The sequence below is a fragment of the Micrococcus luteus NCTC 2665 genome (assembly GCF_000023205.1).
GTDB lineage: Bacteria > Actinomycetota > Actinomycetes > Actinomycetales > Micrococcaceae > Micrococcus > Micrococcus luteus.
The window spans coordinates 1,201,250-1,216,165 of sequence record NC_012803.1 but is presented as its reverse complement, the minus strand read 5'-3'; the positions used below and the strand labels follow the sequence as shown (position 1 = coordinate 1,216,165).

10 protein-coding genes are annotated in these 14,916 nt (G+C 72.2%); 3 read left to right on the top strand and 7 right to left on the bottom strand.

The window, feature by feature from the left end:
- Positions 1–24: 24 nt before the first annotated feature.
- Positions 25–3,009: an excinuclease ABC subunit UvrA gene (uvrA, locus tag MLUT_RS17155; RefSeq protein WP_012750870.1), complete on the bottom strand. Its 2,985-nt coding sequence runs from the start codon at positions 3,007–3,009 to the stop codon at positions 25–27.
- Positions 3,010–3,123: 114 nt separating this feature from the next.
- On the opposite strand from uvrA, the gene MLUT_RS17150 reads away from it, so the two are divergent.
- On the top strand, positions 3,124–3,804 hold the full coding sequence (locus MLUT_RS17150; RefSeq protein WP_010078726.1) for an MBL fold metallo-hydrolase: 681 nt from the start codon (positions 3,124–3,126) through the stop codon (positions 3,802–3,804).
- A gap of 30 nt (positions 3,805–3,834) precedes the next feature.
- Here MLUT_RS17150 and MLUT_RS17145 read toward each other — a convergent pair whose 3' ends face one another.
- The gene (locus MLUT_RS17145) at positions 3,835–4,758 is read right to left on the bottom strand and encodes a methyltransferase domain-containing protein (RefSeq protein ID WP_010078727.1); all 924 of its coding nucleotides are present in this window, start codon (positions 4,756–4,758) and stop codon (positions 3,835–3,837) included.
- 42 nt (positions 4,759–4,800) lie between these two features.
- On the opposite strand from MLUT_RS17145, the gene MLUT_RS17140 reads away from it, so the two are divergent.
- Positions 4,801–7,434 (top strand): DEAD/DEAH box helicase, encoded by a 2,634-nt coding sequence (locus tag MLUT_RS17140; protein ID WP_010078728.1) that lies wholly within the window; start codon positions 4,801–4,803, stop codon positions 7,432–7,434.
- A gap of 32 nt (positions 7,435–7,466) precedes the next feature.
- Positions 7,467–8,933 carry an alpha/beta fold hydrolase gene (locus MLUT_RS17135; RefSeq protein WP_010078729.1) on the top strand — a complete coding sequence of 489 codons (1,467 nt, stop codon included), beginning with the start codon at positions 7,467–7,469 and terminating at the stop codon, positions 8,931–8,933.
- A gap of 52 nt (positions 8,934–8,985) precedes the next feature.
- Here MLUT_RS17135 and MLUT_RS17130 read toward each other — a convergent pair whose 3' ends face one another.
- From MLUT_RS17130 to uvrB, 5 genes are all read right to left on the bottom strand, one after another.
- Positions 8,986–10,245 (bottom strand): TerC family protein, encoded by a 1,260-nt coding sequence (locus MLUT_RS17130; protein ID WP_010078730.1) that lies wholly within the window; start codon positions 10,243–10,245, stop codon positions 8,986–8,988.
- A gap of 16 nt (positions 10,246–10,261) precedes the next feature.
- A complete protein-coding gene (locus tag MLUT_RS17125; protein WP_010078731.1) occupies positions 10,262–11,194 on the bottom strand; it encodes a TerC/Alx family metal homeostasis membrane protein in 933 nt (310 codons plus the stop codon).
- Between the two features lie 82 nt (positions 11,195–11,276).
- Positions 11,277–12,041 carry a hypothetical protein gene (locus MLUT_RS17120; RefSeq protein ID WP_012750869.1) on the bottom strand — a complete coding sequence of 255 codons (765 nt, stop codon included), beginning with the start codon at positions 12,039–12,041 and terminating at the stop codon, positions 11,277–11,279.
- The gene (locus tag MLUT_RS17115) at positions 12,038–12,676 is read right to left on the bottom strand and encodes a SatD family protein (RefSeq protein WP_010078733.1); all 639 of its coding nucleotides are present in this window, start codon (positions 12,674–12,676) and stop codon (positions 12,038–12,040) included. The genes MLUT_RS17120 and MLUT_RS17115 overlap by 4 nt, the downstream gene beginning before the upstream one ends.
- 77 nt (positions 12,677–12,753) lie before the next feature.
- Positions 12,754–14,883, bottom strand: a complete 2,130-nt coding sequence (gene uvrB / locus MLUT_RS17110) for an excinuclease ABC subunit UvrB (protein WP_010078734.1) — start codon at positions 14,881–14,883, stop codon at positions 12,754–12,756.
- Between the last annotated feature and the right edge of the window lie 33 nt (positions 14,884–14,916).

Sequence of the window (14,916 nt, the reverse complement as noted above, 5' to 3'; positions counted from 1 at the left end):
CGTCCTGCGTGGGCGGGGTCCATGCTACGCGAGCAGCTCCGCGAGGAACCGGCCCGTGTGGCTCTCGGCGGCGCGCGCGACCTCCTCCGGCGTGCCCGTGGCCACGATCGTGCCGCCGCCGGAGCCGCCCTCCGGGCCGAGGTCGATCACGTGGTCCGCGCTCTTGATCACGTCGAGGTTGTGCTCGATGGTGAGCACCGTGTTGCCCTTGTCCACGAGGGACTGAAGCACGTGCAGGAGCTTGCGGATGTCGTCGAAGTGCAACCCCGTGGTCGGCTCGTCCAGCACGTAGATGGTGCGGCCGTTGGAGCGCTTCTGGAGCTCGGCCGCCAGCTTCACGCGCTGGGCCTCGCCGCCCGAGAGCGTGGTGGCGGGCTGGCCCAGACGGACGTAGCCCAGACCGACGTCGACGAGCGTGTCCAGGTACCGCGAGATGCGGGTGTACGCGCTGAAGAAGTCCGCGGCCTCCTCGATCGGCATGTCGAGGACCTCGGCGATGTTCTTGCCCTTGTAGGTGACCTCGAGCGTCTCCCGGTTGTACCGGGCCCCGTGGCACACCTCGCACGGCACGTAGACGTCCGGCAGGAAGTTCATCTCGATCTTCAGCGTGCCGTCGCCCGCGCACGCCTCGCAGCGCCCGCCCTTGATGTTGAAGGAGAACCGGCCCTGCTGGTAGCCCCGGACCTTCGCCTCGGGGGTCTCCGCGAAGAGCTTGCGGATCGCGTCGAACACGCCCGTGTAGGTGGCGGGGTTGGAGCGTGGCGTGCGCCCGATGGGGCTCTGGTCCACGTGGACCACCTTGTCCAGGTGCTCGAGTCCCTCCACGGACCGGTGCCGGCCGGGCACGAGCTTGGCGCCGTTGAGCCGGTTGGCCAGGACCTTGTAGAGGATCTCGTTGATCAGCGTGGACTTGCCGGAGCCGGACACGCCCGTCACGGCCGTGAGGACCCCGAGCGGGACCTCCACCGAGACGTCCTTCAGGTTGTTCTCCTGGGCGCCGCGGACCGTCAGCACGCGCCCCTTCTCCGGGACGCGACGCCGCTCCGGCACCGCGATGGAGCGGCGGCCGGAGAGGTAGTCGCCGGTGACGGACCGCGTGTTCGCCTTGAGATCCGCCAGGGAGCCCGAGTGCACGACCTCGCCGCCGTACTCGCCCGCGCGAGGGCCGATGTCCACGATCCAGTCCGCCTCGGCGATCGTGTCCTCGTCGTGCTCGACGACGATGAGGGTGTTGCCGAGGTCCCGCAGGCGCAGGAGGGTCTCGATGAGGCGGCGGTTGTCCCGCTGGTGCAGGCCGATGGACGGCTCGTCGAGGACGTAGAGGACGCCGACCAGCCCGGAGCCGATCTGTGTGGCCAGGCGGATGCGCTGGGCCTCGCCGCCGGAGAGGGTGCCGGCCGGCCGCTCGAGGTTGAGGTACTCGAGGCCGACGTCCAGCAGGAACGCCAGCCGGGCCAGGATCTCCTTGAGCACCTGGTCCGCGATCTGCCGCTCCCGGTCCGTCAGCCGCAGCCCCGAGAAGAACTCCATGGCCTCGCGCATGGGCAGGCGGGTGGCGTCCGCGATGGACAGGCCGCCCACGAGCACGTTCAGGACCGTGGGGTTGAGGCGGGCCCCGTGGCACGCCGGGCACGGGATCTCCCGCATGAACGACTCGTAGCGCTCGCGGGCGCCGTCCGACTCGGTCTCCCCGTGCTTGCGCATCACGTAGGGGATGACGCCCTCGAAGCCCGTGGTGTAGCGGCGCTCGCGGCCGAACCGGTTGCGGAACGTCACCTCCACCTTGAAGTCCTTGCCGTGCAGGACGGCGTCGCGCTCCGCCTCCGTCAGGTCCTTCCACGGGGTGTCCAGGGAGAAGCCCATCTCCTTGCCCAGCCCGCCGAGCACGCGCAGCCAGTAGTCCGAGGTGGACTTGCCGAGCGACCACGGCACGACGGCGCCCTCGCGCAGGGACAGCTCGTCGTTGGCGACGACGAGGTCCGGGTCCACCTGCAGGCGGGAGCCGATGCCGGTGCACTCGGGGCACGCGCCGAACGGGTTGTTGAAGGAGAACGAGCGCGGCTCGATCTCGTCCACGGTCTGCTCGTGCCCGTTGGGGCAGGAGAGCTTCTCGGAGAACGAGCGGTACCGGGGGTTGCCCTCGGCGTCCCGCCCGCCGAACTCCGCGGTGTTCTTCTTGCCCTTCTCGGCGACCGGCTCCACGTCCACGAACTCGGCCACGACGAGGCCGTCCGCCAGCTTCAGGGCGGTCTCCACCGAGTCGGTGAGGCGCTGGCGGATGCCCTCCTTCATGGCGAGGCGGTCCACGACGACGGCGATGGTGTGCTTGACCTGCTTCTTCAGCACGGGCGGGTCCGAGAGCTGGACGGTCTCCCCGTCCACGACGGCGCGGGCGAAGCCCTGCGTGGACAGGTCCCTGAACAGGTCCACGAACTCGCCCTTGCGGCCGCGGACCACGGGCGCGAGCACCTGGAAGCGGGTGCGCTCGGGCAGCTCCTCGAGCTGGTCCACGATCTGCTGCGGGGTCTGCCGGCTCACCGGCTCGCCGCACTGCGGGCAGTGCGGCACCCCGACACGTGCCCAGAGCAGGCGCATGTAGTCGTAGATCTCGGTGATGGTCCCCACTGTGGAGCGCGGGTTGCGGTTGGTGGACTTCTGGTCGATGGACACGGCCGGGGACAGGCCCTCGATGAAGTCCACGTCCGGCTTGTCCACCCGGCCCAGGAACATGCGGGCGTAGGAGGAGAGCGACTCGACGTAGCGCCGCTGGCCCTCGGCGAAGATCGTGTCGAAGGCCAGGGAGGACTTGCCCGAGCCGGACAGACCCGTGAACACGACCATGGCGTCCCGCGGGAAGCTGACATCCACGTCCTTCAGGTTGTGCTCGCGGGCGCCCTGGACGACGATGCGGTCCCGCTCGCCCGAGCGCGCGCCGCCGGGGCCGGAGGCGAGGCCGCCGGCGTGGGCCTCGACGGCGGAGGAGACGGTGGTGGAGGAGTTCTTGGGCACGGGGCCAGCATAGGGGCGGGCACGGACACGACACCGGGGTCTCGCCTGTGGGCGAACCGACCGAGAGCCGGGCCCGCCCTGGCGCGTCGCCGCCCCGTCCGTACACTGTTGCGCATGCCCGAGACCGCCCGGAACCGCCTCCTGCACGATCTGCCCGCCGTCACGGTGCGCACCTGCTCCGTGTCGGAGATGGACAACAACGTGTACCTGCTCACCTCCAAGACCACGGGGGCGCAGGTGCTGATCGACGCCGCCGCCGACGCCGAGGCCATCCGCGACCTCATCGCCTCGGCCGCGGGCGACACCCCGTGCGAGCCGCGCCTCGAGATGATCGTGACCACGCACCGGCACTGGGATCATGTGCGCGCGCTGCCGGCGCTGGCGTCCCTGACCGGGGCCCGCACCGCGGCCGGCGAGGACGACGCCGACGCGATCGCCGAGGCCACGGGGGTCGCCCCCGACGTGCGCCTGCGCCACGGGGACATCGTGGGGGCGGACGGGCTCCGGCTCGAGGTGGTGGCCCTGCGCGGCCACACGCCCGGGTCGATCGCGCTGGTGTGCCGCCCCGAGGCGGACGAGCCGGCCGTGCTCTTCACCGGCGACTCCCTCTTCCCGGGCGGGGTGGGCAACACCGAGGGCGACGACGGCCGGTTCCGTCAGCTGTTCACCGACGTCACCGAGCGGATCTTCGACGCGTTCGACGACGACGTGGTGGTCCACCCCGGCCACGGCGCCTCCACGACCCTGGGCGCCGAACGCCCCCACCTGCCGGAGTGGGCCGAGCGCGGCTGGTGACGGCCCGCCCGGGCGGCCCCGGGCCCGGCGTCAGGCCGGCTTCTGCCCCACCATGAACAGGCGCCGGGCCGGGAAGATCGTGACCGGGCCGCCGTCGTCGGCCGTGACGCCGGGCACCGGCGGGTATGCCTCGCGCATGGCGGCGCGGTACCGGTCCACGAACGCCTCGAGCAGCCCGGCGCCCTCGGCGGAGCCCTCCTCGGCGTCCCAGCGGGCCAGGGCCTGCAGGCTCGGTCGCAAGGCCGCGCCGGAGGTCCACCGGAACACCGGGTCCTCGCCCGTCAGCACCTGCTGGTACTCCGTCTCCCAGACGACCGGGGACCACCCCGCCTCGAGGAACAGCCGCGTGTACTCCTCGGGCGGCGCCACGGTGCGGGTCGTCGCCACGCCGTGCAGCGGCTCGGAGAAGGCCGGGTCCTCGGCCAGCGCCACGATCGCCGCGTGGGAGGGCTGCTCGTAGGGCCGCGGGATCTGCGCCGCGAACCAGGCCCCCGGCGCGAGGTCCCCGAGCCAGCGCCGGATCAGGCGACGGTGCGTCGGGATCCACTGGAGCATCGCGTTGGACACCACGACGTCCGTCGCCCTCGACGGGCGCCACTGCGAGGCGTCGACCGCCTCGAAGCGCAGGTTGGCGGGGGTGCCCGTGCGGGCCGCCTGCTCCCGGGCCCGCTCGAGCATCGCGGGCGAGTCGTCCAGACCGATCACCTCGGCCTCCGGCCAGCGCTCGGCCAGCGTCCGGGTCAGGGTCCCCGGGCCGCAGCCCAGGTCCACCACGACGCGCGGCCCCTCGGCGCGGACGCGCCCCACCAGGTCGTGGAAGGGGCGGGCGCGATGCTCGGCGAAGCCCTCGTACTGCGCGGGATCCCAGGTGAACCCCCCGCCCTGTCGGCCGGTCACGTCCCCCACGACGGCGTCGGTGTCCGGATGCGGGCTCTCAGGCGCGATCTGACTCATGGCGGCACCGTATCGCGCGGAGCGGCCGATACCCTGAGGGCGATGACTTCTGCCGCCACGAACCCGCCCTCGCTGACCGACCGCATCGACGCGCTCCCGCCGACCCCGGACGCCGACGACGTCTTCGGGGCCTTCGCGGCCTGGACCGAGGACCGCGGCATCTCGCTCTACCCCGCCCAGGAGGAGGCCGCCCTCGAGCTCGTCCAGGGCCGGCACGTGATCCTGGCGACGCCCACCGGCTCCGGCAAGTCCCTGGTGGCGCTGGCCGCACACGCCGACGCGCTCGCCCACGACGCCGTCTCCTACTACACGGCGCCGATCAAGGCGCTCGTCTCGGAGAAGTTCTTCGCGCTGGTGGACGTGTTCGGGGCGGAGAATGTGGGCATGGTCACGGGTGACTCCACCGTCAACGGTGACGCGCCGATCATCTGCTGCACCGCCGAGATCCTGGCCAACCGCGCGCTGCGCGAGGGCTCGGGCATGGAGATCGGCACCGTGGTGATGGACGAGTTCCACTACTACGCGGACCCCTCCCGTGGCTGGGCCTGGCAGGTCCCCCTCCTCGAGCTGCCGCAGGCCCGGTTCCTGCTGATGTCGGCCACCCTCGGCGACACGACCCGCCTCGAGGCGGACCTGATCGAGCGCACCGGGCGCGAGGTCGCCGTCGTCGCCCACGCGCAGCGGCCGATCCCGCTGACGTTCGAGTGGTCCGAGGTGCCGCTGCAGGAGAAGGTCGAGGAGCTCGTGAGCACCCATCAGGCACCGGTGTACATCGTGCACTTCTCGCAGCTGGACGCCGTGGAGACGGCCCAGGGGCTGTCCTCGATCTCGGTGACGTCCAAGGAGGAGAAGGAGGCGATCGCCGCGCGGATCGCCGGCTTCCGCTTCTCCGCGGGCTTCGGGCACACCCTGAACCGCCTCGTCCGGGCGGGCATCGGCGTGCACCACGCGGGCATGCTGCCCAAGTACCGCCGCCTCGTGGAGAAGCTGGCCCAGGACGGGCTGCTCAAGGTCATCTGCGGCACGGACACGCTCGGCGTCGGGATCAACGTGCCGATCCGCACCGTGCTGCTCACCGCGCTGTCCAAGTTCGACGGCGAGAAGACCCGCCTGCTGCAGGCCCGCGAGTTCCACCAGATCGCCGGCCGGGCGGGCCGGGCCGGCTTCGACACCTCCGGCACCGTGGTGGTCCAGGCCCCCGAGCACGTGATCGAGAACAAGGCGGCCGAGCGCAAGGCCGCGGCGAAGTTCGCGAACGTCAAGGACGAGGCCGAGCGGGCCAAGCGCATGAAGCAGTCCGTGAAGTCCGGCAAGCGCAAGACCCCGCCGGCCGGCTTCGTCTCGTGGGGGCCGGCGACGTTCGAGCGCCTCGTCTCGGCCGAGCCGGAGCCGCTGGTCTCCCGCATGCGGATCACACACTCCATGCTGTTGAACATCCTCGACCGCCCCGGCGACCCGGTCATCGCGGTCCGGCGCCTGCTGCGCCGCACCCACGAGACCCCGGCCCGCCAGGCGGTGCTCATGCGCCGCGCGCTCGGGATCTTCCGGGAGCTGCTGGCCACGGGCGTCGTCGAGCGTCTGCCCGAGCCGGACGCCGAGGGCCGCACCGTGGACCTCACGGTGGACCTGCAGCCGGACTTCGCGCTCAACCAGCCGCTCTCCCCCTTCGCCCTCGCCGCGCTCGACCTGCTGGACCCGGCCGATCCCGACCACGCGCTCGACGTCGTCTCCGTGATCGAGGCGACCCTCGACCCGCCGCGCCAGGTGCTCTCGGCCCAGGTCAAGCACGCCAAGGGCGAGGCGGTGGCCGCCATGAAGGCCGAGGGCATGGACTACAACGACCGCATGCGGGCCCTCGACGAGGTCACCCACCCGCGGCCGCTGGCCGAGCTCCTCGAGCAGCAGTTCGAGCTCTACCGGCAGGACGCCCCGTGGCTCGCGGAGTTCGAGCTGACCCCCAAGTCCGTGGTGCGCGACATGTTCGAGCGGGCCATGGGCTTCGGCGACTACGTGCGGTTCTACGGGATCGCCCGGTCCGAGGGCGTGCTGCTGCGCTACCTCACGGACGCGGTCAAGGCGCTGCGCCACACGGTGCCCGAGGCGGCCCGCACCGAGGAGCTCCAGGTGCTGCTGGACTGGCTGGATGAGATGGTGAAGCAGACCGACTCGTCCCTCCTGGAGGAGTGGGAGGACCTGGTGGCCGGGGACATCGACGAGCTGCGCCGGGACATGGAGGCGCTCGAGCCGCCGGCGCCGCCTCGCCTGACGGACAACGAGCCCGTGTTCCGCGTGATGGTCCGCAACGCGATGTTCCAGCGGGTGCGCCTGTTCGGCGACGAGCGGGACGAGGCGCTCGCGCGCCTGTCCGGCGACCTGTCCGCCGACGACTGGGCCGACGCCCTCGACGCCTACTTCGACGACCACGAGGACATCGACGACGGCCCCGCCGCGCGTGGCCCCGAGCTGTTCCGCGTGGCCGCGGCACCCGACGTCGCCGTCCCGCTGGAGCTGGCCGGCACCCGGTGGTGGGCGGTGCGGCAGGTCCTGAAGGACGCGGACGGGGACCTGGACCACGGGATCAACGCCGTGGTCGACCTGGACGCCTCCGACGAGGCGGGCCACCCCGTGATCCGGGTGGTCTCCGTCGGCGCGCCCGAGTCCGGGTGGGGCCTGTGAGCGCCGGGGACGCCCGGGCGGCAGGACGGCCCGTGGCGGGCGACCCGCGCGGCTTCGCCCCCCTCGAGCCGGCCCGCCACCGCATGGGCGAGCGCACCGAGCTCTACGACGGCACCGTCACGGTGGACCACTGGTTCACGGTGCCGATCGACCACGCACTGGGCCTCGCCGAGGCTGAGGCGCAGGACGCGGCGGGCACCGGCGTCGGGCCGCACCGGCGCGGCACGCTGACCGTCTTCGCCCGGGAGATCCGGGCGAAGGACGACCCCGGGGGCGAGCGTCCCTGGGCCCTGTACCTCCAGGGCGGCCCCGGCAGTGCCGGGCCCCGCCCGGCGCGCCTGAGCGGCTGGCTCGGCGCGCTGGCCGAGAGCCACCGCGTGCTGCTGCTGGACCAGCGCGGCACGGGGCGCTCGACGCCGGCCACCGTGGCGACCCTGACCGCCCCGGGAGCCTTCGCCACGGACGAGGCCCGCGCCGAGCACCTGGTGCACCTGCGGGCGCCCTCGATCGTGCGGGACGCCGAGATGCTGCGCCTCGCCCTCGGCGCCGGGCCGTGGACCACGCTGGGCCAGAGCTTCGGCGGGTTCTGCACGCTGAGCTACCTCTCCTTCCACCCCGAGGGCCTGCAGCGCAGCCTGGTGACCGGCGGCCTCGCCCCGCTCACCGGCCACGCCGACCGGGTCTACCGGGCCACCTACGCCCGGATGCGGACCCGCGCCGAGGAGTTCTTCGACCGGCACCCGGCCGACCGCGACGCGTGGGCGGAGGCCGTGGGGCTGATCCGGGCCGCCGAGGACGCGGGCGCCCCGATCCCCCTGCCCGGCGGCGGGCCGCTCACCGTGGGACGGGCCCAGGCCCTGGGCATGCTGCTGGGCGGCAACACCCGCGTGGACCGCCTGCACTGGGTCCTCGCCGAGGCCGTGGACCGCACCGGACCCGCGCCGCGCCTGTCCGAGACGTTCCTGGCCGCCGTCGCCGACCAGGACGACCGCCTCGTCAATCCGCTCTACACCGTGCTGCACGAGGCGATCTACGCGCAGCCGGCGGACCTGGCCGGCGGCCGGGCGGACACCGGCTGGTCGGCATCCCGGATGCTCGTCGAGCACCCGGACTTCGACCCGGAGGCGACCACGGTCCCGCTGCCCACGGGCGAGCACGTCATGCCCTGGTCCGTCGAGGTCGACCCCCGGCTGCGGCCCCTGGCCGGCACGGCGCGGCTGCTCGCCGAGCGCACCCAGTGGGGCCCGCTCTACGACGTGGCCGCCGTCGCGCAGAACACCGTCCCCGTGGCCGCCGCGGTCTACGCCGACGACGTGTACGTGGACCGGGACCTCTCGCTCGAGACGGCGCGGCGCGTCCGCGGCCTGCAGGTGTGGGAGACCGACGCCTTCCACCACGACGGCATCGCCGACGACGGGCCGGCGATCCTCGACCGGCTCCTGGCGATGACCGCGGCGGACGGCGCCGGGACGACGACGGCCCCCGACCCGGTCGACTGACCGGCCCGGGGCCCGGGCGCCGGCGGAGTGCTCCCCCGGCGCCGTGATCGGTTCAGACGGTGGGCCCGTCCTGCCGCACGATCTGCTCGGAGACCCCGCGCGCGTCGTCGTCACGGGGATCGGCGAGCCGGGTCTCGTGGGCCGTGCGGATGATGGCCGACCACGCGTCCTTGTGCTCGAGCAGCTGGTCGCGCCAGCGCTGGTCCAGGGCCTCGGCCCGGGCCGTCCAGCGGTCCATCAGGGCGGCGGCTCGCTCGCGCTCGGCCGGGTCGGCGTCCTCGGGCAGCTTCGAGTAGCGGTACGAGTACTTCTCGGCGTTCTGCAGCGCCCGCAGGGCCTGGCCCTTCGGCGAGGCCAGGGAGATCGCCACGGTGATGGCCAGGATCACGACGACGACCACGAGGGACAGCGTCGTGGGGATCTCGACGACGGGCACGTTCTCGCCGCCGTTGATGAACGGCAGGTTGTTCTCGTGCAGGGCGTGCAGGATCAGCTTCACGCCGATGAACCCGAGCAGGGCGGCGAGGCCGTACGCGAGGTACACGAGCCGGTCCAGGAGGCCGTCGATGAGGAAGTACAGCTGGCGCAGGCCCATGAGCGAGAACGCCGTGGCGGTGAAGACGATGTACGCCTCCTGGGTCACGCCGAAGATCGCCGGGATCGAGTCGAAGGCGAACAGCACGTCGGTGGCGCCGATCGCGATCATCACGAGCAGCATCGGCGTCATGAGGCGCTTGCCGTCCACCGTCGTGAAGAGCCGGTCGCCGTCGAACTGGTCGGAGGCGGGCAGGAACCGCTTGACCAGGCGGACCATCACGTTGTCCGCCTCGTCCTGGGCGCCCTCGGCGTCGCCGGTCATCTCGCCCTTGAGCTGTCCGCCGGCGATGACGAGCAGGAGGATGCCGAAGAGGTAGAAGACGTCGGACCAGGCGGAGATCACGGCGGCGCCCAGCAGGATGAACAAGGTGCGCGAGATCAGCGCGAACGTGATGCCGAACAGCAGCACCTTCTGCTGGTAGTCGCGGGGCACGCGGAAGCTGGCCATGATCACCAGGAAGACGAACAGGTTGTCGACGCTGAGCGCCTTCTCCAGCAGGTAGCCGGTGTAGTACTCGACCGCGTGCTGGGTGTCGCCGAAGGCGAAGAACACGAGGCCGAAGACGAGCGCGAGGCCGACGTAGACGCCGGACCAGATCGCGGCCTCCCGGATCGACGGCGTGTGCGCCTTGCGGACATGGGCGAAGTAGTCGAACGCGAGGAGCCCGACGATCAGCGCGATCGTCAGGCCCCAGGTCAGGCCGTTGATTTCCACGGGTCACCTCTCGGCGTCAGGGGTCAGGACGGTGCCGCAAGTCTCTCCGCCCGCCGCGACCGCGGCCCGGGCCCCTGTGTCCGGCCGGCGGCGCGCTCTCGGCGGCCGCGGCGTGCTGACGTCCACAGTGTTCGGGATACTCCCCTACGTCGCCGGTCAGTCTACCCCGTCGCACGACGACGCCCCGACCCGCGGCGGGCGGAGCGGGGCGTCGTCGGGCCCGCTGACGCAGGCCCATGAGGGCGAAGATGTTGGCGGTCAGGACGATGAACCAGTTCTGGGTGAGGCCGAAGATCGCCGGGATGGAGTCCACCGCGAACATCACGTCCGTCAGGCCGATCGTGATGAACACGACCACCATGGGGGTGAACATGCGCCGGCCGTCCACGGTGGTGCGCAGTCGGTTGCCGTCGTAGTCCGGCGCCACGTTGAGGCGGCGGGTCAGGCGGGCCACGACACCCGGCTCGGACTCCTCGTCCCCGCCGTCGTCCTTGAGCTGCTGCCAGGCGGTCCAGAGCAGGAAGGCGCCGAAGATGTAGAACACCCACGTCAGGTGCTCGATGGCGACGGCGCCGACCGCGATGAACACCGCGCGGGCGATCAGCGCGATGATGATGCCCACCATCAGCACCTCCTGCCGGTGGCGGCGGGGCACCTGGAACTTGGCCATGATGATGAGGAACACGAACAGGTTGTCCACGCTGAGGCTGTACTCGGTGACCCAGCCGGCGAGGAACTCGGTGCCGTGCTGCGCATCGCCCAGGGCGAAGAGCAGCCCCGCGAAGACCAGCGCCGCGAAGACCAGCGCCAGCGCCACGTAGAACCCGATCCACAGGCCGGCCTCCTTCATGGAGGGCTCGTGGGGGCGGCGCGCGACGTACAGCAGGTCAAGCAGGAGGATGACGCCGAGGACCACAAGGGTCGTGGTCTCGAAGGCGGGACTGAGCACGTCCTTGGAGGGGTTCCTTTCGTGGGGGCCGCGCCAGTCTAGACGGGTGCGGCCCCGCGCGCGGATGCGGGTGGGCCCGGTCTCAGGCTGCGCCGGGGGCGGTCAAGCCGAGGGCGAGCCAGACGACGACGGCGCCGGCGGCGGCCAGGCCCCAGCTGGCGAGGGAGCCGATGAGGAACTCCTCCGCGCGCGAGCCGGCTCCGCGGTCCGCCGAGATCTCCGGGAAGCGCACGATGCCCTTGGCCGCCATCAGGGCCGCGATCACCGGATAGGCCTGCGCGAGCCCCAGCACGACCATGAGCAGCCGCTCCATGGTCCCGATGTAGCGGCCGCCGCGCAGGCCGTCGGCCGCGGCGTCCGTGGGCGCGGCGGACGGCACGGTCGCGTGCTCCGCCGCGGGGGCCTCCGCCTCCTCTTCGCCCCCGTCGGCGGGCCGGCCCGCCAGGGCGAGGACCGCGCGGGTGACCCGGTTGCCGGTCTCGGTCAGCGCCACCGCCACCGCCAGCAGCGTGAGGGCCGGGGGCGCGGAGCGCAGGCCCGCGGGCGCCAGGGTCGACTCGAGCACGGCCACGAGGCCGACCGCGGCCACCACCGCGACCACCCCGAGCGGCCGGTCCGGGTGCAGCCATGTCCAGCCCATCAGCAGGCCGAGGGCCACCAGGCCGCCGCCCACCGCGATGGACATGCCGGTCGGCACCAGGACAGCCACCAGCACCGCGGCGAGGGCGGCGGCCACGGCCGCGCCGGCCCGGGCCAGCCACCGCCGCCGGGGGGCGGGCCAGGCGCCCGGCAGGACGGCGTCGAGCAGGTCGTGCAGCCCCAGGGCGAGCAGTGCGAGGGCGGTCACGGCGCGACCTCCGTCGCCGCGGCGGCGAGCTCGTCGTCAAGCTCGAGCAGCCGGTCGATTCCGGACCGCGCGACGGCCTGCGACACCGCGGACTGCGTGATCCGCTCCGCCCGTGCGGCCTCCGCCTGGGTCGCCCCGCCCAGCAGGGCGGCGGCGATCCGGCGTTCGCGGGCCTTGAGCCGACCGAGGACGTGGTCGCGCAGCAGGACGAGCCCGTCCACGGCGGCGGTGAGGGACGGGTCCGCGGCACGGAAGGCGGTCGCGGCGCCGGCGGCCCGCTCGTGGGCGCGCTCGACGGCCTCGCGGGCCCGATACCAGGCCGTGCCGTCCTCGATGCCGTCTCCGCCGGCGTCCAGGGCCCGCCGCTGCCCCAGGCCGATCCCGAAGCGCAGGTCGAGGCCCGGGGGCAGGGCGAGCGTGACGCGGACGGTCAGCCGGAGCGCGTCCGGCCAGGTGCGGTGCAGCGCCTGGAACTCGTCGCCGACGCTGGCCCAGGCGGGACGCAGCGGCGGGACGTCCTGTTCCGCGGCCGCGAAGGCGGCCAGGATCTGCTCCTGCGCGCGGTCCCGGTCCGGGAGGGCGCGGGAGCCGACGATGTCCGCGATCACGGCCGCGACCGGGGGTGCTGCGCTCATGGCGTCACACTATCACTGATATGACGACGTTCATCAGTGTTTTCATAACAGCCCGGGGCGCGGAACGCGCCGGGTGGTCACTGCTCCCGCTTCATCTGCCGCAGCTCCTTCTTGAGCTCGCCGACCTCATCGCGCAGGCGGGCCGCGAGCTCGAACTGCAGGTCCGCTGCCGCCTGGTGCATCTGCTGCGACATCTGCTCGATCAGATCGGCCAGGTCCTTGGCGGGCAGCGACGCCGGGTCCACCGCCGGGGCCGCGGCACCCTCCCCCGTGGCCGGGGCCCGGTCCAGCGAGCTGAGGCCGCGGTGGCCCATGCCGAAGTCGAACCCGGACTTCACGCCGCCCATGCCCTTGAGGAAGTCGGCGGTGTCCGCGTCCTCCCGGGCCAGCTGGTCCGTGATGTCCGCGATGCGCTTGCGCAGGGGCTGGGGGTCGATCCCGTGCTCCTCGTTGTAGGCGATCTGCACGGCCCGGCGCCGCTCGGTCTCCTCGATCGCCCGGCGCATGGAGTCGGTGACGTTGCCCGCGTACATGTGGACCTCGCCGGACACGTTGCGGGCGGCGCGGCCGATGGTCTGGATGAGGGAGGTGGTGGAGCGCAGGAAGCCCTCCTTGTCCGCGTCCAGGATCGCCACGAGCGAGACCTCGGGCAGGTCCAGGCCCTCGCGCAGCAGGTTGATGCCCACCAGCACGTCGAAGGTGCCCTTGCGCAGCTCCCGCAGCAGCTCCACGCGGCGCAGCGTGTCCACATCCGAGTGGAGGTACTCGACCTTCACCCCCGCCTCGAGCAGGTAGTCCGTGAGGTCCTCGGCCATGCGCTTGGTCAGCGTGGTCACCAGGACGCGCTCGTCCTTGGCCGTGCGCACGCGGATCTGCTCGAGCAGGTCGTCGATCTGGCCCTCGGTCGGCTTGACCACCACCTGCGGGTCCACGAGGCCGGTGGGCCGGATGATCTGCTCGACATAGCCGTCCGCCTGGCCGAGCTCGTAGGCGCCCGGCGTCGCGGAGAGGTACACGGTCTGCCCGATCCGCTCGAGGAACTCGTCCCACTTCAGCGGGCGGTTGTCCATGGCCGAGGGCAGGCGGAAGCCGTGCTCCACGAGGGTGCGCTTGCGGGACATGTCTCCCTCGTACATCGCGCCGATCTGCGGGATGGTCACGTGGGACTCGTCCACCACGAGCAGGAAGTCGTCCGGGAAGTAGTCCAGCAGGCAGTGCGGGGCGGAGCCGGCGGGACGGCCGTCGATGTGGCGCGAGTAGTTCTCGATGCCGTTGCAGTAGCCCATCTGCTGCATCATCTCGAGGTCGTACGTGGTTCGCATGCGCAGCCGCTGCGCCTCGAGCAGCTTGTCCTGGGACTCCAGCTCCTGCAGCCGCTCCCGCAGCTCGTCCTCGATGGTGGTGATCGCCCGGCCCATGCGCTCGTCGCCGGCCACGTAGTGCGAGGCCGGGAAGATGTACATCTCCTCCTCCTCGCGCACCACCTGGCCGGTGAGCGGGTGCAGGGTCTGGATGGACTCGATCTCGTCCCCGAAGAACTCGATGCGCACCGCGAGCTCCTCGTACATGGGGATGATCTCCACGGTGTCCCCCCGCACCCGGAAGGTGCCGCGGTGGAAGTCGACGTCATTGCGCACGTACTGCATCTGCACGAACCGCCGCAGGAGCACGTCCCGGTCCATCTCCGCACCGCGGCGCAGGGTGACCATCTGCTCGATGTACTCCTCGGGGGTGCCGAGGCCGTAGATGCAGGAGACCGTGGCCACCACGATCACGTCCCGCCGGGTCAGCAGCGCGTTCGTGGCCGAGTGGCGCAGCCGCTCGACCTCCTCGTTGATGGAGGAGTCCTTCTCGATGAAGGTGTCCGTCTGCGGGACGTACGCCTCGGGCTGGTAGTAGTCGTAGTAGGAGACGAAGTACTCGACCGCGTTGTTGGGCAGCAGCTCGCGGAACTCGTTGGCCAGCTGCGCGGCGAGCGTCTTGTTCTGCACCATCACCAGCGTGGGCCGCTGGAGGCGCTCGACGAGCCACGCCGTCGTCGCCGACTTGCCCGTGCCGGTGGCGCCCATCAGGACGACGTCCTTCTCCCCCGCCTCCACGCGCTCGGCGAGCTCGGCGATGGCCTTCGGCTGGTCACCGGAGGGCTGGTACGGGGAGATGACCTCGAACGGGGCGACGACGCGGTTGATCTTCTGGGCCAGGCTCATGGCAGAACCCTACGTCGCGCCCCGGACATCCCG